We start from the raw sequence: 18,865 nt of genomic DNA, 5'->3' as shown, positions 1-18,865 counted from the left end.
ACGGAGCGCTCTCGGCGTTCCCGGCGTTCCTCGCGCTCCATCAACCGCATCAGCTCGGGGGTGGTCATTGCCGCAAAGGTCAACGCGCACAAGCGGTCCTGGGCATCGTCGGACGCGTCGAAGGCCTCGACGATCTCCTCACGCGCGCACGCTGCCATACCAGAATTTTACGAAGGACCACTGACAAGTTCGGATCGCCGCGAGAACCGAAAGCTGTTGATAGCACCGGTGATATCACATTAGCGACCGAACGCCGCTGCACGGTGACACAGGGCACGTCCCCCAATGACCAAGGTCCCTACCCATCACCAACCCGCAACCGTAACGTCCGTGCAGTGGACATCGAGACCGTCAAGAGCGCCGTCTCGCTGGCCTGCCGGGCGCCGTCCGTCCACAACAGTCAGCCGTGGCGCTGGGTCGTCGACCAGGACGCCGTTCACCTGTTCGCCGACCGCAGCCGAACCGTCCGCGCCACAGACCATTCCGGGCGCGAGGCACTGATCAGCTGCGGCGCGACGCTCCATCATTTCGAGGTCGCGATGGCGGCAGCGGGCTGGAAAGCCACGATCGCCCGCTTCCCCGACCCGACCGACCCCGCCCATTTGGCCACCCTGCGATTCCGCCCGATCGATCTCGTCACCACGGCGCATCGCAACCGGGCCGAAGCGATCCTGCAGCGCTACACCGATCGGCTGCCCTTCGACCGCCCGATGTACTGGGACCACTTCGAGCCAGCCCTGCGCGATGCCGTCGACGGCGAGGTCGCCACCCTCGACGTTCTCGCCGACGAGCAGCGCCTGAGCCTGGTCGAGGCGTCGCAGCTGAGCGAGGCGTTGCGGCGTGACGACGCGTCGTACCATGCGGAATTAGACTGGTGGACATCGCCCTTCGCTTTACACGAGGGCATGCCCCCCGCCGCGCTGGCGTCCGACACCGAACGGCTGCGGGTGGACGTCGCCCGGGAGTTCCCTGTTCGCGGCCACCAGGATCGCCGTCCCCAGATCACCACCGACTGGTCGAAGATCCTCGTGTTGTCGACACCCGCCGACATGAAAGCCGACGTACTGCGCTGCGGCGAAGTACTCTCTACCGTGCTGCTCGAATGCACCATGGCCGGAATGGCGAGCTGCACGTTGACCCACCTGATCGAATCGAGTGAGAGCCGCGACATCGTGCGGGAACTGATCGGCCGGCGCGGCGAACCGCAAGTGCTGATCCGCGTCGGCATCACGCCGGCGATGGAACCGCTTCCGGCCCCGACGCCGCGACGACCGTTGCATGACGTTCTCGAGATCCGCCACACGCCCCGCACGCCGCACGAAAGGATGAGCCCATGAGCAACGACCCGATCACCGTCCTGTCCGAAAGCGAGAGTTGGGATCTGCTGGGCACCGCCTCGCTCGGCCGCCTGGTGACCAACTTCGCAGGTGAACCAGAGATCTTCCCGGTCAACTTCGTGGTGCAGGGCCGTAGCGTCCTGTTCCGGACCGCCGAAGGCACCAAACTGTTTTCGGCCGTCGGGAATCGCACCGTGATCTTCGAGGCCGATGACCACAACGTCGCTGAAGGCTGGAGCGTGATCGTGCGCGGTCGTGCGCAGCTGCTGAAGACCGATGCCGACATCCAGCAAGCCGACAAGGCCGGGCTATACCCGTGGGTTGCCACGGCGAAGCCCAACTTCGTGCGGATCACCCCGAACGACATCACCGGCCGGCGCTTCGTGTTCGGTCCGGAGCCCGACCACGTCGAGACCGTCTCCTAGTAGCTCAGCGCGCGAGCAGCGCATCGAGCTCGCGCGTGTCGACGCCGTTCAAGCGCCGGTTCATCGACCAGGCGATCCTGGCCGCTTGCAGTTTGGCATGCTCGGCCACCGGTCCGTCGTAGAGCTCGTCGACGGCCTCGTTCCACAAGATCAACCAGCGGACAAAGTGGCCGGGCGCCAACGGAGTTCGGCTGTGCAGATCCCGATGCACCGTCAAGGCGCTGCCGCGGTAGAGGCCGGCGCGAAAGAGTACGGTTTCCCAGAAGTCGCACATCGTCGGGATATGCCCGGCCAGCCCGGTGGCCCGCAATTCCGTGAACGACTCATACAGCATTTCGTCATCCAGCGCCGTGCCGTAGAACCGGTGCAACAATGCCTCGACGTCGGCGCGATCGGCCAAGTCCGGCCTCACTGCGCCCACCCTCAGACCACCAGCGACAGCGGCCCACGCGTCGGAGGGTTCCTGCGCCGCTTGCTAATTGCGACCAAACGCGTGATGGCCGCCTCGATGCCCCGCGCCAGTTGGTCGACGTCCGCGGCAACCCCGTAGTCGGTAAGTATCCCGAAGAACAGGTCACCGGCGTAACTGAGCATCGCCACCCCGGTGCGCAGGTCCATCGCCAGCGGCGGGACCGGGTACAAACCGGTGACTTGCCTGCCCATGATCCGTAGCGGCCGACGCGGCCCGGGCACGTTGGTCGCCACCGTCACCACCCCACGTTGCGGCAGGCGCATCAGCAACCCGACCGTCCACGCGCTCAATGCGAACGGAATACGATTCGTCAAGGCTACGAACACGTTTCCCGCCTGCCGCTGTCCACTCGACTTCGCCCGGCCCAGCCGGTCGTGCACCGTACGCAGCCGCTCCACCGGATTCTCCTCGTCGACCGGCAGATTCGGCAGCATCAACGAGACCCGGTTGTCCGTCTCACCGGCCGCGTTGGCCGACCGCACCGACACGGGCACGAGTGTCCGCAACGAACCGCGCACCGGTTTGAGCCCGCGCTCCATCATGATATTGCGGTAGCTCTCGGTAATAGCTGCCAGCGCAACGTCATTGACAGTGACATCAAAGGTCGAGGCGATCAGTTCGACGTCGACCATGGCCACCCGCGCCCCGCTGTACCGGCGCTGATCACTGAGCGGACCGTTCAGCGCCGACGCGGACGGGATCACCAGTCCGGCGGCGATCTCACCGGCACCCTGGACCGCGCGGGCAATACCGGCCGTCACCGTGGCCGATGCCTCGGCCAAACCGCGCAGCAATGGCTTCCGTTGCACGGGCCTTTCTTTCGTGATCTTGCGGGGCGCACGGGCCATACTGTTGACGCCGTCGTCGCACAGTCCGGCGAGTATGTGGGTGGCGGCGACACCGTCGGCCATGCAGTGGTGAAGTTTGGTCAGCATCGCCCAGCGATCATCGGCCAGGCCCTCGATGACCCACACCTCCCAGAGCGGCCGATCGCGGTCCAGACGCCGTGCCATCACGTCGGCGATCAAGCGGAACAGCTCGCGCTCACCACCGGGATGGGGCAGCGCAGCACGGCGTACATGCCGCTCGATATCGAAGCTGGGGTCGTCCACCCACTCCGGAGCACCGAGGTCGAGTGGGTGCAGGCGAAGCCGCTGCCCGAACCGAGGGCATCCGCGGATCCGTTGCGCGAATACCGAGATCAACTCATCCTGGCCGGGCGGCGGCCCTTCGATGACGGCCAGACCCCCGATGGCCAGGCTGACCCGCGGATCGGCATCCTCGGCTTTGAGGAACCCGGCGTCCAGTGTCGTCAGGTGGTCCATGGATCAGTGCCCTCCCAATATTTATCTGCAACTGCTAGTTTCACTATCCGCCGTCGGCGGCCTCCGGAGCAGGGCCAAAGGTCCCATGCCGGTGGGGCTTGTTCCTCTGCCGCTGGTCAGGGGGTGCCGACCAAGCTTGGATACATGACTACCGTCATCGACAGGGAGGGCTCCGTCCCCATGAACGCCCAATTCCCCGATGCCGACACGCTGCGCACCGTCCTCACCCTTGCCACCCGCGCTCCTTCCATCCACAACACCCAGCCGTGGCGCTGGCGAGTGGGAGCGACGAGCCTGGATCTGTTCTCCGAGCCGGACATGCAGCTGCAGAGCACGGATCCCGACGGTCGCGACATGATCATCAGTTGCGGCGTCGCCCTGCACCACTGTGTCGTGGCGCTGGCGTCAATGGGCTGGCACGCCAAGATAAGCCGATTCCCCAATCCCCAGGACATGCGTCACCTGGCCACCATCGAGGTGGTGCCGCAGGCTCCGGATCAGGCCGACATAGCGCTGGCAGCAGCGATCCCCCGTCGCCGGACCGACCGCCGTGCCTACAGTTCCTGGCCGGTGCCGAACGGCGACATCGCGCAAATGGCCGCGCGCGCCGCCCGCAGTGGGGTCATGCTCCGGCAGGTCGATTCGCTGGACAGGATGAAAAACATTGTGGCGCGCGCTGTTTCCGACCACGCCAGCGACGACGCCTACATGCGCGAATTGACCACGTGGAGTGGACGCTACGGCGCGGTGGCCGGAGTGCCCGCGCGCAACGCCCCGCCGTCGGACCCACATTCCCCCATCCCGGGCCGCTTGTTCGCCGGTCCCGGACTGGCTCAGCCGTCCGGGATCTCACCCGCCGACGACTGCGGCGTGATCCTGGCCCTGGGTACCGACAAGGACGACCGGTTGTCGCAACTGCGGGCCGGCGAGACCACCAGCATCGTGCTGTTGACCGCCACGGCAATGGGTTTGGCGTGCTGCCCGATCACCGAACCGCTGGAGATTGCGGAGACCCGGGCGGCGGTCCGCGCCGACGTGTTCGGCGACAAGGGCTACCCGCAGATGCTGCTTCGGGTCGGCTGGGCCCCGATCAACGCCGATCCCCTGCCGGCCACCCCGCGGCGCCGGCTGGTCCGTGTCGTGGACTGGCCCGAAGAGTTATTGGACGAGCGGCGCTGACCAACGCAGCAACGTCCCCCCGGAGGGGTGCGCGCCGACGGTGAAGTCGCCACCGGCATCCTCCGCACGCCGCCGGAGGTTGGTCAGTCCGCTGCCGGTGACCTCCTCCGGCATGCCGCGACCGTTGTCGCCGACCTCGATGCACAGGTCGTCGTCGACCGTGACCCGCACCGTCAGGGTGCTGGCCTGCGCGTGCCGGACCGCGTTGCTGACCGCTTCCCGGACCACCGCCTCCGCGTGATCGGCCAACACGCTGTCGACCACCGACAGCGGCCCGATGTATTGAACGCTGGTCCGCAAACCGGAGTCGGCGAACTGGCCGGCGGCCGCGTCAATGCGCTGACGCAGCCGGGTGATGCCCTGCGAGGCCCCATGCAGGTCGAAGATGGTGGTGCGGATCTCCTGAATGACCCCCTGCAATTCGTCGATGGCCCCGGAAAGTCGTTGCTGCACTTCGGGTTCCCGAGTCCTGGGCACCGCCGCCTGCAAGGACAGCCCGACCGCGAACAGGCGCTGGATCACGTGGTCGTGCAGATCCCGCGCGATGCGGTCGCGGTCGGTCAGCACGTCGAGTTCGCGCATCTGCCGCTGCGACGTGGCCAGCTGCAGGGCCAGCGCGGCCTGGTCGGCGAACGCGGCCATCATCTCGAGTTGATCGTTGCTGAAGAATCCCGGGCCCTCTTTGCCCACGATGACGACCACACCGGCAACGGTGCCGGTTGCCCGCAGCGGCAACAGCAACGCCGAGCCCATATCGTCCAGGCCGTCCAGCCCATCGGTGTCCAACCGGTCGACCTGGCGCGGCATACCGTGGGCGAACACCTCGCCCACCGCTGTGCCACCGACCGGAATAGTCTGCCCGCCAACATGTTCCACCAGGGTTCCGACGGTCTCAATCACCATCAGCTCCGCAACCTGGGCAGGCGAGACGTTCTCGTCCAGGGGAACGGCAACCAGAGCCGCGTCGGCCGCGGTCAGTTTCAGGGCCTCCTCGGCGAGCAGGCGGTACACAGTAGCGGGTTCCGTGCCGGAGAGCAGTTCGGTGGCGATGTCGCGGGTGGCCTCGATCCAGGACTGCCGTTCCCGGGCCTCCTGGTAGAGCCGTGCGTTGGCGATGGCAATGCCCGCCGCCGCCGCCAGCGCCTGCACCAGCACTTCGTCGTCGTCACTGAACGGTTGCCCGTTGGTCTTGTCGGTGAGGTACAGCGTGCCGAAGGATTCCCCACGCACCAGGATGGGCACCCCGAGGAACGTCCGCATCGGTGGATGATGCTCAGGGAACCCCACTGACGCCGGATGCTTCGAAAGATCGTCCAGCCGTAGCGCTTTCGGCTCGTCGATGAACAGCCCGATGATGCCCTTGCCTTGGGGCAGCGGACCGATACGGCGAACGGTCTCCTCGTCGATGCCTTCGTGGACGAAGTTCATCACCCGCTGCTCGCCGTCATGCACCTCCAAGGCTCCGTAACGGGCGTCGACGAGATCGGTGGCAGAGTGCACGATGGCGCGCAAAGTGGCGTTGAGTTCGAGCCCCGAGGTGACCACCAACATGGCCTCCAGCAGGCCGTCGAGCCGGTCGCGGCCTTCGACAATTTGCTCGACCCGGTCCTGCACCTCGACCAGCAGTTCCCGCAGTCGCAACTGGGACAACGTTTGACGGAACGGTTGCAGGTCGGTTTCGGTGGCGGTCTCGACCGGCTCGTCCACACTCATCAGCCGGCACCCCGCGAGCGCTTCAATTCGGTTGCGAACACGGCGGCCTGGGTTCGGCGTTCCATGCCGAGTTTGGCCAGCAACCGCGAAACGTAATTCTTCACCGTCTTTTCGGCGAGGAACATCCGATCGGCGATCTGCTTGTTGGTCAGTCCTTCACTGAGCAGGCCCAGCAGCGCGCGCTCCTGCTCGGTTAGGCCGGACAGGGGGTCCTGTTTCTCGGTGGCGTCTCGAAGCTTGGACATCAGCGCCGCGGCCGCCCGGTTGTCCAGCAGCGACCTTCCCGCACCGACATCCTTGACGGCGCGCGCCAACTCCATGCCCTTGATGTCCTTGACGACGTAGCCGCTCGCACCGGCCAGGATCGCGTCCAGCATCGCTTCGTCGGAGGTGTAGGACGTCAGGATCAGGCAGCGCAATTCGGGCATGCGGGACAACAGGTCCCGGCACAGCTCGATTCCGTTGCCGTCGGGCAGCCGAACATCGAGAACCGCCACCTCCGGATTCGCCGCCGGGATCCGTGACATGGCTTCGGCAACCGAGCCCGCTTCCCCGACCACGTCGAGTTCGGGGTCGGCGCCGAGTAGGTCGATCAGACCTCGTCGCACCACCTCATGGTCGTCGACGAGGAAGACTCTTACCAAGGCATCACTCCCGATCTCTACAGGTTGCCGCAGCGCACGGTCAGTACTGAGGACCCCGCGTTGTACACGCTGCGCACCTGTGCGGCGTGCGCATCGGTGACGAAGAGCTGGCCCGGCCCTTCATTGTCGGCCATGTAGCGACCGCCGTGTCCCCGCACGACAGCCAACTCCACCCGCACGTCCGGGTACAGCCGGGTCCACCGGGTCAGCCTGCGGTCCAGTTGCGCTTTCGCCAAACCGTTGCCGTCACCCGTCGCGTCATGCGGGTGAGAAGCCTGCACCGAAACGGCGCGCAGCGGAACGCCACGCAGGCGGGCCTCCTGGAAGGCATGGCGCAACACGGCGCCGTTGTCCGCTTCCGCGACGACCCGCCTGATGTTGGGAGTCGTGGTGCCATCGGGTGACCGGTGGATGACCGCGACGGGACACAGGGAGGAACCGGCCAGTGCACCGGCCACCGACCCCTCGCCGCTGTGCGCGTGATTGCGCCCTATCGAACCAACACAGATCATCGACGCCGACCTGGACTCCTGCATCAACTTGGTAAGGGGCCGGCCCCAAAGAATTTCGGTCTCGACCACTACCTGCTTGCCGGTCGACCTGATCGCTTGCTGCGCATCGAACAACGCTGCGCGGGCGGCGGCCTGGTGTCCGGCGAGACCGCCCGAGACCGGCGGCGATTCGATGACGTAAACCAGGCGCAGCGGAACATCGCGGGCGACCGCCTCGTCAATGGCCCACAGGGCGGCGTGCAACGCCGCTCTGGAACCGTCGATCCCCACCACGACCGCAGGACCTGACTCACGGCTGCTCATCGCAGGTGCTCTCCTTAACTCGATCACGCCGGGCACCTTTGAAACGCTATTGAGGGCAGATCGGCCGCCCAAGAGGCATTGGTCCCCGGATCAGTGTCTTAGGTCCCTAGAGCGAAGGGATTCGCGGCAACTCTTGCCACCGCGGCACAACGCGAATTTGATGTGAACGGGCGCCACACGCGTCTTACGAGCGCCCGGGAGAAGTTTCGTCGCCAACCGGGGGTTCTGCAATGGCTGTTCAAGAGACATCGCCACATTCCGCCCAACCGACGTCCCAACCCCTAGTGGGAAAGGGGTGGGTTCAGGGCGTCGCGCTCGTCATGATCTTCGGCTTCCTGGTGATGGGCATCCTGGCCTACCGGACCTACACGGCGGCGATGCCGATGCCGGCCAAGGTGGCCACCGAGTCCGGCCAGGTGCTGTTCACCGGTGACGACATCACCGCGGGCCAGGAACTGTTCCAAGCCCGCGGCCTGATGCAGTACGGATCCGTGCTGGGCCACGGGGCCTACCTGGGACCGGACTACACCGCCGACTACCTGCGGATGGCCACCGACGACGTCACCGACCAGTTTCGGGCAGAAGGGGTGGCGGACCCGCGCAGCCGGGTGGTCACCGAATTCCGGACCAACCGCTATCAGCCCGACACCAAGACCCTGGTGTTCACCAACCGGCAGGCCGCCGCCTTCGACCGCATTCAGCGTCACTATGCCGAGTATTTCGGTGAGAACTCCACGAAATACGGCCTGCTGCCCAAGCTCATCACGGACAAGGCCGAGATCCGCCAACTGACGGCATTCTTCGCCTGGACCGCATGGGCGGCAGCGGCCGAACGACCGGGCCACAAGTACACCTACACCAACAACTGGCCGTCCGAGCAACGCGTCGACAACGGCCCGACCGCCGCGGTGATCGTGTGGTCGGCGCTGTCGCTGGTCGCGTTGCTGGGCGGTATCGGGGTGATGTTCGCGATCTACGGACGCTGGAGCCAGAAGGTCGGCTGGCACGGAGCCGAATCGTCCACGCTGTCATTCCGCCAACCCGGCGAGGTGAGCCTGACGCCGGCGCAGCGCGCCACCATCTGGTTCTTCGCCATCGTGTCGGTGCTGTTCCTGGCGCAATCGCTGCTGGGCGCGGCCGCCGAGCATTACCGGGCCGACCTGTCGACGTTCTTCGGACTGGACTTGGCCCGGGTGCTGCCGTACAACCTGGCCCGCACCTGGCACCTGCAGCTCGCCCTGTTCTGGACCGCCGCGGCGTTTTTGGCCGGTGGCATCTTCCTGGTGCCCTTCATCGCCCGCCGCGAGCCCAAGCGCCAGGCACTGCTGGCCTACGCGTTGCTGGGCGCGGTGGCGTTGGTGGTGTTCGGCTCGCTGACCTGTGAGGCGCTGTCGATCTACGGCGTCATCCCCCGCGGTGGCCTGTTCTCCCAGCAGTGGGAGTACCTGGACCTGCCGCGGCTGTGGCAGATCCTGCTCGTGGTGGGCCTTTTCGTGTGGATCGCCATCATCTGGCGCGGAATCCGCGCCCGGCTCAAGGACGAATCGAAGATGAACATGCCGTGGTTGTTCTTCTTCTCCGGCCTGGCGATTCCGATGTTCTACGCCGTCGGGCTGCTCGCGAGCAGTGACACTCACTTCACCGTCGCCGATTTCTGGCGATTCTGGGTGGTGCATCTGTGGGTCGAGGACTTCCTCGAGCTGTTCACCACCGTCATGGTGGCCTACATCTTCGTGTTGCTGGGGGTGGTGCGCGAGCGAATCGCGTTGGGCGTCATCTTCCTTGACGTCATCCTCTACTCCGCGGGTGGTGTCATCGGCACCATGCACCACCTGTATTTCTCCGGCACCCCGGTGGAGCACATGGCGCTCGGGGCCTTCTTCTCGGCGGCCGAGGTGATTCCGCTGACCTTCCTCACCGTCGAGGCGTGGGCCTTCCTGCAGCTCGGCGCCCGCCAGCAGTCCGGGGACGCCAATCCGTTCCCGCACCGCTGGGCGGTGATGTTCCTGGTGGCAGTCGGATTCTGGAACTTCCTGGGAGCGGGGATCTTCGGGTTCCTGATCAACCTTCCGGTGGTCTCCTACTACCAGATCGGCACCGCACTGACGGCCAACCACGGGCACGCCGCGATGATGGGTGTGTACGGCATGCTCGCCGTGGGCCTGGCGATGTTCGCGTTCCGCTACGTCATCCCGGCCGACAGGTGGCCGGAGCGGCTGGCCCGAATATCGTTCTGGTGCATGAACATCGGGCTGGCCTGGATGGTGTTCGTGACCCTGCTACCGCTGGGTGTCATGCAGCTGTTCCATTCGGTCAACGACGGCTACTACGAGGCTCGGTCGCTCGGCTACATCACGAAACCGGGCAACGCGGTGCTCGAATGGCTGCGGATGCCCGGCGACGTCATCCTGATCTTCGGCGGCGTATTGCCCTTCGTCTGGATCGCCTGGATCGCGTTGCGTCACTTCCGCACCGGAACCACGGTCGACGAACTGCCCGAGCGTCCGCTGTACACCGAGGCATGACGCCACCGGACGCGACGGTCTGGCTGATCGCCGGCTATTCGCTGACGCTGCTGGCCCTCGGATGGTGTTTCGACGCGATGGCACGACACGCGTCGGCGCGGGCAGCAGCCTGGCGCACGGGTCAATTCAGGTACCGACCGGACCACGACGCCTGGGTGTGCCCACAAGATCAGTGGCTGTGGCCGACGTCCTTCGATCCCAGACACCGGGTGATGCGGTATCGCGCGTTGCCGGTGGTGTGCAACAGTTGCCCGGTCAAGGTCACCTGCACCACGTCGGACCACGGCCGGGAGATCAGCCGTGAGGTGGACCCGTGGCCGCATTCGGAGGCGGGCCGCTTTCACCGTGGGATCGCCTGCAGCGTAGCCGGCTTCGGCATCGTGCTGCCCCTGGCGACATTGATCGCCCAGCACTCGCTGTCCGAGGTGCTGGTCCTGACCGGCACCATGGCGATCGTGGTGCTGCTCGGACTGCCGTTGGTCCGCCACCTGTGGAACACCCCGGCCAACGCGCCCGACCATCTGCCGCACCGCACCGCCATCGAGGATCAGGTGGCCGCCGCGATCGATCGCTATTCCACCCGCTACGGAGGCTGGGCAGGCAAGGAGGACCGAACGTGACCGGACTGGCGTGGGGATTGACGGCCATCGGGATCGTGGTGCTTGGCGTGCTTGCCGTCACGTCAATGGCGGTGCTGCGCGAGTACGAACGGGGGGTGGTGTTCCGGATGGGCCACGCGCGCCCTTTGTATCAGCCCGGACTGCGGTTCCTGATTCCACTGGTGGACAAGATGATTCGGGTCGACCAGCGACTGGTGACGCTGACCATCCCGCCGCAGGAGGTGATCACCCGCGACAATGTGCCGGCCCGGGTGAACGCGGTGGTCATGTTCGCGGTCACCGAACCGCTGAAAGCGATTCTGGCGGTGGAGAACTACGCGGTCGCCACCTCACAGATCGCCCAGACCACGCTGCGCTCGCTGCTGGGCCGCGCCGATCTGGACACCCTGCTGGCGCACCGGGAGGACCTCAACAGCGACCTGCGCACCATCATCGAGAAGATGACCGAGCCGTGGGGGGTGCAGGTGCGCGTCGTCGAGATCAAGGACGTCGAGATCCCGGAGTCGATGCAGCGGGCGATGGCGCGCGAAGCCGAGGCCGAACGCGAACGCCGGGCCAAGGTGATCAACGCACGTGGCGAGCTGCAGGCCTCCGAGGAATTGCGGCAGGCCGCCGAAACCCTCTCAAAAAGCCCGGCCTCGCTGCAATTGCGTTACCTGCAAACGCTTCTAGAGCTCGGGGCGGATCAGAATTCGACGGTGGTGTTTCCGCTGCCGGTCGACATCATCACACCGTTTCTGCGCAACCCGGAAACCTTGCGGGGCGTGCTGGACAACGTGAACAACGGCAGTTGATCGCTTCCCCGGTCTGACGTGGGCCGGTCCGCCAGCTATTCACCGTGACGACTGCTGGAATTCACCGGATTCACCGCACGGTATGCGTTCACCCTTGTCAGGTTTATGGCACGTCCCACAAGTGCCGACGCTGCCAACACCTGAGTGAATCAAATCCTGTTCTGCCCGGGGTTGACCTGGTAGTTCATCCATAACGACAGCAAGGAGAAGCGACCATGGATTACGCCTTTCTTCCACCGGAAGTCAATTCGGCGAGGATGTACACCGGCCCCGGCTCGAGTTCGTTCCTGGCCGCGGCGGGCAGTTGGGACGCCCTGGCGGCGGAACTCGGTACCACCGCGGCGGGTTACGAGGCGGTGCTCACCGCTCTGGCCAGCTGGCAGTGGACCGGTCCCGCATCGCAGGCCATGACGGCCGCGGCCGCCCACTATGCGGCGTGGCTGCAAGCCACCGCCGAACAGACGAAGCAGACGGCCACCCAGGTTCGCGCCGCCGCCGCGGCCTTCGAGCAGGCCTATGCGATGACAATCCCCCCGCCGGCCGTGACCGCGAACCGCACTCAGCTCACCTCGCTGATCGCGACAAACCTATTGAGCCAGAACACCGCAGCGATCGCCGCGACCGAAGCCCAGTACTCCGATTACTGGGCACAAGACGCCGCCGCCATGTACGGCTACGCCGCCTCGTCGCAGACGGCGACACGGCTGCTGCCGCAGTTCTCCTCCCCGGCGCAGACCTCCGATCAGGGCGGAGTGGCCGCACAACAAGCCGCGGTGGCCCAAGCCGTCGCCGGCGCCGCGGCGTCAGACCCGGTGTCGCAGTTCATCGACGCGGCGACCCAGGCACTGCAGTCGCTGACCGGCTTCGGATCGATCATCCCCGACGACTTGACCGTCCTGGACGTCATCGCGGCCGTCGGCACGTCGATCAACTCCACGTACTACATCGAGGCGTTCGCCGCCGGGGTCATCGGTGCGGAGAACAATCTGGGCGTGCTGCCCAAGGCGGGCGCGGCGCTGGCGGCCGACGTCGCCCCGGCAGCCCCCGCCGCGCCGCCGTTGGGGGCCGGTGCGGGTCTGGGCAGCGTCACCGCGGCCCTGAGCCGGGCCGGCACGATCGGGCAGCTGTCGGTGCCCGCGAGTTGGGCCGCGCCCTCGGTCAGCCGCTTTTCGGCGTTGGAGCCCGCGGGGTTCACACTGATCCCCGGGACCGAGGACGCAGTCGTGTCCGGTTACCCGGGCTATCCCGGTCTGCCGGCCGGGACCGCGGCGCGAGGTGCGGGCGCCCCGCCGCGGTACGGTGCGCGCCTCACCGTGATGGCGCGCCCGCCGGCCGCCGGATGACCCTGGATGATCGGCTTCGCTTTCTTACCGCCGGAGGTGAACTCCGGCCGGATGTACAGCGGCCCTGGATCCGGGTCGTTGCTGGCGGCCGCGGCAAGCTGGGACTCGCTGGCCGCTGAACTGGAGACCACCGCCCAGAGCTGCCAATCGATACTGTCCACTCTCACCGGGTTGCACTGGCACGGGCCGGCGTCGGCGGCCATGGCGGCCGCAGCCGCCCCCTACCTGGGCTGGCTGCAGGCCACCGGCGAGCAGACCCGGCAGACAGCGATGCAGGCCCGGGCCGCGGCGGCCGCCTATGAGCTGGCGCATGCCATGACGGTGCCGCCGGCGGCGGTCACCGCCAACCGCGTTCAGCTCGCCGCACTGATCGCGACAAACTTCTTCGGCCAGAACACCGCGGCCATCGCCGCCACCGAGGCGCAGTACTGCGAGTACTGGGCGATCGACGCCGCCGCGATGTACGGCTACGCGGCCGGCTCCGCCGCGGCATCGGAGCTGACGCCGTTCGCGTCGCCGCGACCAGCCGCCGCCGACCCGTCTCTGCAGGCGCTCTACACCGCGCTCGACCCGTCCTCGCTCTTCTATCTCGATGTGACCGTGTTCGACGAGATCCGTCTCGTCGGCACCGTGATCGGTTGCACCACCAAACTGGATCTGACCGCGTGCGGAGTCATCGGGGCCGAGAACAATCTGGGCATGTTGCCGACGATTGGCACGACCGCCGCGGCTCCGGCGCCCCGGTTGGGCGCGTCCGTCGTAAGCGGCCGCGGTGCGGGCCTCGGTCAGGTGAGCGCGACGCTGTCGCGAGCCGGCCGGATCGGCTCGCTGTCAGTGCCGACGAGCTGGGCCGGGGCGCCCACGGTCCCGTTCAGGGGCGCGCCACCGAGCTTCGCCGCATCCGCTGAACCGGCCGGGACCGGGCTGAGCGTGCCGGGGGTCCCGGGCATGAAAGCGTCGCGGCCGTCGATCGTCGTGCCCCGGTACGGACGCCGGCTGCGGGTGATGTGGCCGTCCCCCGCGGTCGGTTGAGCGCTAATCGAGGGTGTCGGGCGGCGCGGGCGGCTCGGCCGGCGCGAAGTTCCAATTGTCGGGATTGTTCGGCGAATACACCACCGGAAACTGCTGACCGGTGACGGGCCACTGGTTGACGTCGACGACCATGCGCCGGTACACCGCGTGCTCGTTGACGGTGGGCCCGTTGATGACGCCGGAGATGGTGGCGAACTGCTCACCCTGAATGCTGATGTCGTCCGGGCGCGGGCTGACGCCGGTCACCAGCAACGTGCCGCTGGCCAGCGCGCCGCGCGGGCCGGGACGGATGAACCGCGGCACCAGAAAAACCAGCAGCACCGCCACCAGCAGGAGCAGCACCATGAATTCCCACATCCCGCCATGGTAGGACTGCTGGGATGGAGCAGTCGGATCTGCAGTTCGCGCTGGCACTGGCCGACCAGGCCGACGAGGTGACCCGCGCTCGGTTCGGCGCCCTGGACCTGCGCGTCGACACCAAACCCGATCTGACCCCGGTGACCGACGCGGATCAGGCCGTGGAGTCGCAACTGCGTGAGGCGATCGCCGGCGGGCGGCCCGGGGACAGTGTGCTGGGCGAGGAGTTCGGCGGAACCACCAGCTGGCACGGACGGCAGTGGATCATCGACCCGATCGACGGCACCAAGAACTTCGTGCGCGGAGTCCCGGTGTGGGCCAGCTTGATCGCGCTGCTCGACGACGGCGTCCCGGTGGTCGGGGTGGTGAGCGCGCCGGCCCTGCACCGGCGCTGGTGGGCGGCGCGCGGGCAGGGCGCGTTCGCATCGGTGGCCGGGGCGGCACCGCGGCGATTGTCGGTTTCGGCTGTGGCACAACTGGATTCGGCGAGCCTGTCGTTTTCCAGCCTGACCGGCTGGGCTGACATCGGGTTGCGCGGGCACTTCATCGAGCTGACCGACGCCGTCTGGCGAGTGCGCGCCTACGGCGACTTTCTGTCCTACTGCCTGCTCGCCGAAGGCGCGGTGGACATCGCCGCCGAGCCCGAGGTTTCGGTCTGGGATCTGGCTGCCCTCGACGTTCTGGTGCACGAGGCGGGCGGACGGTTCACCAGCCTGGACGGCACCGTCGGACCGCACGGCGGCAGCGCGGTGGCGACCAATGGCCTGCTGCACGACGAGGTGCTGCAGCGGCTGCACACCGCTGTGAATTAGCTAACACGTGCCATCTATCTTACTCCGGAGTAAGATACGGTTATTCGCATCGCCCCAACGACAGAGGCTGCTGATATGACCGACACCCTTCCCGCTTCCGGCGCCCGCTCCAAGAAGCGCCGGGACCCCCAGACGACCATCGGAATGAAGCCGCACAAGCGCACCGGCGTCGACATCGCCATCGCCTTGCTGACGCCGCTGGTGGGCCAGGAGTTCCTGGACAAGTACAAGTTGCGCGATCCGCTGAACCGGACGCTGCGCTACGGCACCAAGCAGGTGTTCTCCACCACCGCCGCCGCGAGCCGTCAGTTCAAGCGGGTGCAGAGCCTGCGCGGCACACCGACCCGGCTGAAGTCGAGCGGTAAGAACTACTTCGACCTCACGCCCGACGACGACCAGAAGCTGATCGTCGAAACCGTCGAGGAATTCGCCGCGGAGATCTTGCGCCCGGCCGCCCATGACGCCGACGAGGCCGCGACCTATCCGGAGGGTTTGATCGCCAAGGCCGCCGAGCTGGGCATCACCGCGATCAACATTCCCGAGGACTTCGACGGGATCGCCGAGCACCGCTCCGCGGTGACCAACGTGCTGGTCGCCGAGGCGCTGGCCTACGGCGACATGGGCCAGGCGTTACCTATCCTGGCGCCGGGCGGTGTGGCGGCGGCGTTGACCCATTGGGGCAGCGCGGATCAGCAGGCCACTTACCTGAGTGAGTTCGCCGGCGAGAGCGTCCCGCAGGCGTGCGTGGCGATCGCCGAGCCTCATCCGCTGTTCGACCCGACGCGGCTGCGGACCACCGCCGTGCGCACCCCGTCCGGCTACCGGCTCGACGGCGTGAAGTCGCTGGTGCCGGCGGCGGCCGACGCCGAACTGTTCATCGTCGGCGCACAGCTCAACGGCAAGCCGGCGCTGTTCATCGTCGAATCCTCCGCCCAGGGCCTGACCGTCAAGGCGGATCCGAGCATGGGGATTCGCGCCGCGGCGTTGGGACAGGTTGAGCTGAACGGTGTTTCGGTGCCGCTGAATGCCCGGCTGGGTGAAGACGAGGCCGGCGATGAGGACTACTCGGAGGCCATCGCGCTGGCCCGGCTGGGCTGGGCGGCACTGGCGGTGGGCACCTCGCACGCGGTGCTCGACTACGTCGTCCCCTACGTCAAGGAACGCGAAGCCTTCGGTGAGCCGATCGCCCGACGTCAGGCCGTCGCGTTCATGTGCGCCAACATCGCCATCGAGCTGGACGGGCTGCGGCTGATCACCTGGCGCGGCGCGTCGCGCGCCGAGCAGGGTCTGCCGTTCGCCCGGGAAGCGGCGCTGGCCAAGCGATTTGCGTCCGACAAGGGCATGCAGATCGGCCTGGACGGCGTGCAGTTGCTCGGCGGCCACGGATTCACCAAAGAGCACCCGGTCGAGCGCTGGTACCGCGACTTGCGGGCCATCGGCGTGGCCGAGGGCGTCGTGGTCATCTAACTCGTATACGTCAAAGGCGAAAGATCAATCATGGCAATCAATCTCGAGCTGCCCGGCAAGCTGCAGGCGGTAGTCACCAAGACCCATCAAGGCGTCGCCGAGTTGGTGCGGCCCATCGCCCGCAAGTACGACCTGAGAGAACACGCCTACCCGGTCGAACTCGACACGCTGATCAACCTTTTCGAGGGCGCATCGGAGTCGTTCAGCTTCGCGGGGGCCGGCGAGCTCCGGGGCAGCGACAAGAAGGACGACAACCACAACGGCGCCAACATGGCCGCCCTGGTGCAGACCCTGGAAGCCAGCTGGGGTGATGTGGCGATGATGCTGTCCATCCCGTACCAGGGGCTGGGCAACGCCGCCATCTCCGCGGTGGCCACCGAGGAGCAGCTCGAGCGCCTGGGCAAGGTGTGGGCCGCGATGGCCATCACCGAACCGGGGTTCGGTTCGGACTCGGCGGCGGTGTCGACCACCGCGAAGCTCGACGGCGACGAGTACGTCATCAACGGCGAAAAGATCTATGTGACAGCCGGTTCGCGCGCCACCCACATCGTCGTGTGGGCCACGCTGGACAAGTCGAAGGGCCGCGCGGCGATCAAGTCGTTCATCGTGCCGCGCGAGCATCCCGGTGTCACCGTCGAACGGCTTGAACACAAACTCGGCATCAAGGGCTCGGACACCGCCGCGATCCGTTTCGACAACGCCCGCATTCCCAAGGAGAATCTGCTCGGCAACCCCGAAATCGAGGTCGGCAAGGGCTTCTCGGGTGTCATGGAGACCTTCGACAACACCCGCCCGATCGTGGCCGCCATGGCCGTGGGCATCGGCCGCGCAGCGCTGGAGGAGATCCGACGGATTCTGACCGATGCCGGCGTCGAGATCGACTACGACCGGCCCGCGCACGTCCAGAGCGCCGCCGCGGCGGAGTTCCTGCGGATGGAGTCGGACTGGGAGGCCGCCTACCTGCTGTCGCTACGGGCGGCATGGCAGGCCGACAACAGCATCCCCAACTCCAAAGAAGCGTCGATGAGCAAGGCCAAGGCCGGCCGGATGGCCAGTGACGTCACGCTGAAGACTGTCGAATTGGCGGGCACCACAGGGTATTCCGAGCAGATGCTGCTGGAGAAGTGGGGCCGCGACTCCAAGATCCTGGACATCTTCGAAGGGACACAACAGATTCAGCAGCTGGTGGTCGCCCGCCGGTTGCTGGGCCTGTCGTCGGCCGAACTCAAGTGAGCTGCCGGGCGAGCTCGTAGATGGCCCGCCCGTGCATCTCGAACAACGCGATCAGATCAACCGCGTCGCCGCCGAGTTCTTTGGCGATGAACAGACCGTCGGCACCGGCCATCGCATAGGTGGCGAGTTGGTGCACGTCGGCTTCGGACAACTGCGGCATGGTGGCGCGGAAGTTGTTCTTGAGCTGATCGAACGCGCGCGCCCGAACCTGGATGAACATCGTCTTGGCCCGAGGTTCGGCCGGGCGGCGCTCGAGGGCAAGCATCAGCCCGAGTCGCAGGAAGTCCGGCGCCTCCAGCAACGCCTTGGCGGTCTGTTCGGTGAGGCCGGCGACCAGCTCCCGCGGATCGGCCGTAGCGGTTGGTTCCGAGAGGTTCCACGCGGCCAGCCAGGTGCCGAAGCTGCGCTCGATGACCGCGGCGATGAGGTCGTCTTTGTCCTTGAAGTGCCAATAGATTGAACTGGCCGGCAACCCGCACTTCGCGCTGACCAGCCCTATGCTGGTGCCTTCGTATCCTCGTTCGGCCGCGATCTCGGTGGCCGCGTCCAGGATGCGGGTGCGCGACAGTTCACCGTCGGCCCGGCGCTTGCGCTTGGGCGCGTTGTCCGCCATCACGCTTCCCTTCTACCGTAGTGATCACTACGATACCAGCGCGGTCGGTCTTGCGCCGAACGTGAACTGACGGCGAGATTTTCGCGGCAAATTCATACGGTCATTGCAACAACATGGATCTTAGGAGTTGCAATGCCAAGTGGTTACCCGCATCCGCCG

18 protein-coding genes are annotated in these 18,865 nt (G+C 66.7%); 11 read left to right on the top strand and 7 right to left on the bottom strand.

Annotation, left to right across the window (positions count from 1 at the left end):
* The first annotated feature begins 341 nt into the window (after positions 1 to 341).
* Complete coding sequence (locus tag AWC08_RS28095) at positions 342 to 1,337, top strand: Acg family FMN-binding oxidoreductase (protein ID WP_065133839.1); 996 nt, start codon at positions 342 to 344, stop codon at positions 1,335 to 1,337.
* Positions 1,334 to 1,762 (top strand): pyridoxamine 5'-phosphate oxidase family protein, encoded by a 429-nt coding sequence (locus AWC08_RS28090; protein WP_065133837.1) that lies wholly within the window; start codon positions 1,334 to 1,336, stop codon positions 1,760 to 1,762. The genes AWC08_RS28095 and AWC08_RS28090 overlap by 4 nt, the downstream gene beginning before the upstream one ends.
* 4 nt (positions 1,763 to 1,766) lie before the next feature.
* On the opposite strand, the gene AWC08_RS28085 is transcribed toward AWC08_RS28090, so the two are convergent.
* Both AWC08_RS28085 and AWC08_RS28080 read right to left on the bottom strand, forming a co-directional pair.
* Positions 1,767 to 2,174 carry a group III truncated hemoglobin gene (locus AWC08_RS28085; RefSeq protein ID WP_232008135.1) on the bottom strand — a complete coding sequence of 136 codons (408 nt, stop codon included), beginning with the start codon at positions 2,172 to 2,174 and terminating at the stop codon, positions 1,767 to 1,769.
* An 11-nt stretch (positions 2,175 to 2,185) separates the two neighbouring features.
* Complete coding sequence (locus AWC08_RS28080) at positions 2,186 to 3,559, bottom strand: WS/DGAT/MGAT family O-acyltransferase (protein ID WP_065133835.1); 1,374 nt, start codon at positions 3,557 to 3,559, stop codon at positions 2,186 to 2,188.
* A 180-nt stretch (positions 3,560 to 3,739) separates the two neighbouring features.
* Between AWC08_RS28080 and AWC08_RS28075 the strand changes: the two genes are divergently transcribed.
* Complete coding sequence (locus tag AWC08_RS28075; RefSeq protein WP_065133834.1) at positions 3,740 to 4,738, top strand: Acg family FMN-binding oxidoreductase; 999 nt, start codon at positions 3,740 to 3,742, stop codon at positions 4,736 to 4,738.
* Here the strand turns inward: AWC08_RS28075 and AWC08_RS28070 are convergent.
* The 3 genes from AWC08_RS28070 to AWC08_RS28060 are packed head-to-tail and all read right to left on the bottom strand — an operon-like array spanning position 4,718 to position 7,910.
* Positions 4,718 to 6,451, bottom strand: a complete 1,734-nt coding sequence (locus AWC08_RS28070; protein WP_065133833.1) for a GAF domain-containing sensor histidine kinase — start codon at positions 6,449 to 6,451, stop codon at positions 4,718 to 4,720. The two genes, AWC08_RS28075 and AWC08_RS28070, sit on opposite strands and share 21 nt — an antisense overlap.
* On the bottom strand, positions 6,451 to 7,095 hold the full coding sequence (gene dosR / locus AWC08_RS28065; protein WP_065133832.1) for a hypoxia response regulator transcription factor DosR/DevR: 645 nt from the start codon (positions 7,093 to 7,095) through the stop codon (positions 6,451 to 6,453). Before dosR ends, AWC08_RS28070 begins: the two co-directional genes overlap by 1 nt.
* Before the next feature lie 17 nt (positions 7,096 to 7,112).
* Entirely contained in the window at positions 7,113 to 7,910 is a 798-nt protein-coding gene (locus AWC08_RS28060; RefSeq protein WP_065133831.1) for a universal stress protein, read from the bottom strand.
* A gap of 230 nt (positions 7,911 to 8,140) precedes the next feature.
* Between AWC08_RS28060 and AWC08_RS28055 the strand changes: the two genes are divergently transcribed.
* The 5 genes from AWC08_RS28055 (at position 8,141) to AWC08_RS28035 (ending at position 14,224) form a co-directional block, all read left to right on the top strand.
* Positions 8,141 to 10,435, top strand: a complete 2,295-nt coding sequence (locus AWC08_RS28055) for a nitric-oxide reductase large subunit (RefSeq protein ID WP_065133830.1) — start codon at positions 8,141 to 8,143, stop codon at positions 10,433 to 10,435.
* Positions 10,432 to 11,055: a hypothetical protein gene (locus AWC08_RS28050; protein ID WP_065133829.1), complete on the top strand. Its 624-nt coding sequence runs from the start codon at positions 10,432 to 10,434 to the stop codon at positions 11,053 to 11,055. The genes AWC08_RS28055 and AWC08_RS28050 overlap by 4 nt, the downstream gene beginning before the upstream one ends.
* Positions 11,052 to 11,849, top strand: a complete 798-nt coding sequence (locus tag AWC08_RS28045; RefSeq protein ID WP_065133828.1) for a slipin family protein — start codon at positions 11,052 to 11,054, stop codon at positions 11,847 to 11,849. The genes AWC08_RS28050 and AWC08_RS28045 overlap by 4 nt, the downstream gene beginning before the upstream one ends.
* A gap of 215 nt (positions 11,850 to 12,064) precedes the next feature.
* Positions 12,065 to 13,192: a PPE family protein gene (locus AWC08_RS28040; RefSeq protein WP_065133827.1), complete on the top strand. Its 1,128-nt coding sequence runs from the start codon at positions 12,065 to 12,067 to the stop codon at positions 13,190 to 13,192.
* 6 nt (positions 13,193 to 13,198) lie between these two features.
* Positions 13,199 to 14,224, top strand: coding sequence for a PPE family protein (locus AWC08_RS28035; protein ID WP_263861628.1), 1,026 nt, complete (start codon positions 13,199 to 13,201; stop codon positions 14,222 to 14,224).
* 3 nt (positions 14,225 to 14,227) lie between these two features.
* Here the strand turns inward: AWC08_RS28035 and AWC08_RS28030 are convergent, their stop codons facing one another.
* Positions 14,228 to 14,581 (bottom strand): hypothetical protein, encoded by a 354-nt coding sequence (locus tag AWC08_RS28030; RefSeq protein ID WP_065133826.1) that lies wholly within the window; start codon positions 14,579 to 14,581, stop codon positions 14,228 to 14,230.
* A 23-nt stretch (positions 14,582 to 14,604) separates the two neighbouring features.
* Here AWC08_RS28030 and hisN point away from each other — a divergent pair, with 23 nt between their 5' ends.
* From hisN to AWC08_RS28015, 3 genes are all read left to right on the top strand, one after another.
* Positions 14,605 to 15,393 (top strand): histidinol-phosphatase, encoded by a 789-nt coding sequence (hisN, locus tag AWC08_RS28025; protein ID WP_065133825.1) that lies wholly within the window; start codon positions 14,605 to 14,607, stop codon positions 15,391 to 15,393.
* A gap of 75 nt (positions 15,394 to 15,468) precedes the next feature.
* Positions 15,469 to 16,860 (top strand): acyl-CoA dehydrogenase family protein, encoded by a 1,392-nt coding sequence (locus AWC08_RS28020; protein WP_065133824.1) that lies wholly within the window; start codon positions 15,469 to 15,471, stop codon positions 16,858 to 16,860.
* 30 nt (positions 16,861 to 16,890) lie between these two features.
* The gene (locus AWC08_RS28015; RefSeq protein WP_065133823.1) at positions 16,891 to 18,093 is read left to right on the top strand and encodes an acyl-CoA dehydrogenase family protein; all 1,203 of its coding nucleotides are present in this window, start codon (positions 16,891 to 16,893) and stop codon (positions 18,091 to 18,093) included.
* Here AWC08_RS28015 and AWC08_RS28010 read toward each other — a convergent pair.
* Positions 18,086 to 18,706 (bottom strand): TetR/AcrR family transcriptional regulator, encoded by a 621-nt coding sequence (locus AWC08_RS28010; protein WP_065133822.1) that lies wholly within the window; start codon positions 18,704 to 18,706, stop codon positions 18,086 to 18,088. The two genes, AWC08_RS28015 and AWC08_RS28010, sit on opposite strands and share 8 nt — an antisense overlap.
* Positions 18,707 to 18,865 lie beyond the last annotated feature (159 nt).

Source organism: Mycobacterium gordonae (assembly GCF_002101675.1).
Classification (GTDB): Bacteria; Actinomycetota; Actinomycetes; order Mycobacteriales; family Mycobacteriaceae; genus Mycobacterium; species Mycobacterium gordonae.
This window is presented reverse-complemented; position numbering and strand designations above follow the sequence as displayed.

What these genes read in the sequence shown, in the direction of transcription:
- AWC08_RS28090 (WP_065133837.1), top strand. Translation starts at nt 1,334, where the DNA reads ATGAGCAACGACCCGATCACCGTCCTGTCCGAAAGCGAGAGTTGGGAT.
- AWC08_RS28080 (WP_065133835.1), bottom strand. Translation starts at nt 3,559, where the DNA reads ATGGACCACCTGACGACACTGGACGCCGGGTTCCTCAAAGCCGAGGAT.
- AWC08_RS28075 (WP_065133834.1), top strand. Translation starts at nt 3,740, where the DNA reads ATGAACGCCCAATTCCCCGATGCCGACACGCTGCGCACCGTCCTCACC.
- AWC08_RS28070 (WP_065133833.1), bottom strand. Translation starts at nt 6,451, where the DNA reads ATGAGTGTGGACGAGCCGGTCGAGACCGCCACCGAAACCGACCTGCAA.
- AWC08_RS28060 (WP_065133831.1), bottom strand. Translation starts at nt 7,910, where the DNA reads ATGAGCAGCCGTGAGTCAGGTCCTGCGGTCGTGGTGGGGATCGACGGT.
- AWC08_RS28055 (WP_065133830.1), top strand. Translation starts at nt 8,141, where the DNA reads ATGGCTGTTCAAGAGACATCGCCACATTCCGCCCAACCGACGTCCCAA.
- AWC08_RS28050 (WP_065133829.1), top strand. Translation starts at nt 10,432, where the DNA reads ATGACGCCACCGGACGCGACGGTCTGGCTGATCGCCGGCTATTCGCTG.
- AWC08_RS28040 (WP_065133827.1), top strand. Translation starts at nt 12,065, where the DNA reads ATGGATTACGCCTTTCTTCCACCGGAAGTCAATTCGGCGAGGATGTAC.
- AWC08_RS28035 (WP_263861628.1), top strand. Translation starts at nt 13,199, where the DNA reads ATGATCGGCTTCGCTTTCTTACCGCCGGAGGTGAACTCCGGCCGGATG.
- AWC08_RS28030 (WP_065133826.1), bottom strand. Translation starts at nt 14,581, where the DNA reads ATGTGGGAATTCATGGTGCTGCTCCTGCTGGTGGCGGTGCTGCTGGTT.
- hisN (WP_065133825.1), top strand. Translation starts at nt 14,605, where the DNA reads ATGGAGCAGTCGGATCTGCAGTTCGCGCTGGCACTGGCCGACCAGGCC.
- AWC08_RS28020 (WP_065133824.1), top strand. Translation starts at nt 15,469, where the DNA reads ATGACCGACACCCTTCCCGCTTCCGGCGCCCGCTCCAAGAAGCGCCGG.
- AWC08_RS28015 (WP_065133823.1), top strand. Translation starts at nt 16,891, where the DNA reads ATGGCAATCAATCTCGAGCTGCCCGGCAAGCTGCAGGCGGTAGTCACC.
- AWC08_RS28010 (WP_065133822.1), bottom strand. Translation starts at nt 18,706, where the DNA reads ATGGCGGACAACGCGCCCAAGCGCAAGCGCCGGGCCGACGGTGAACTG.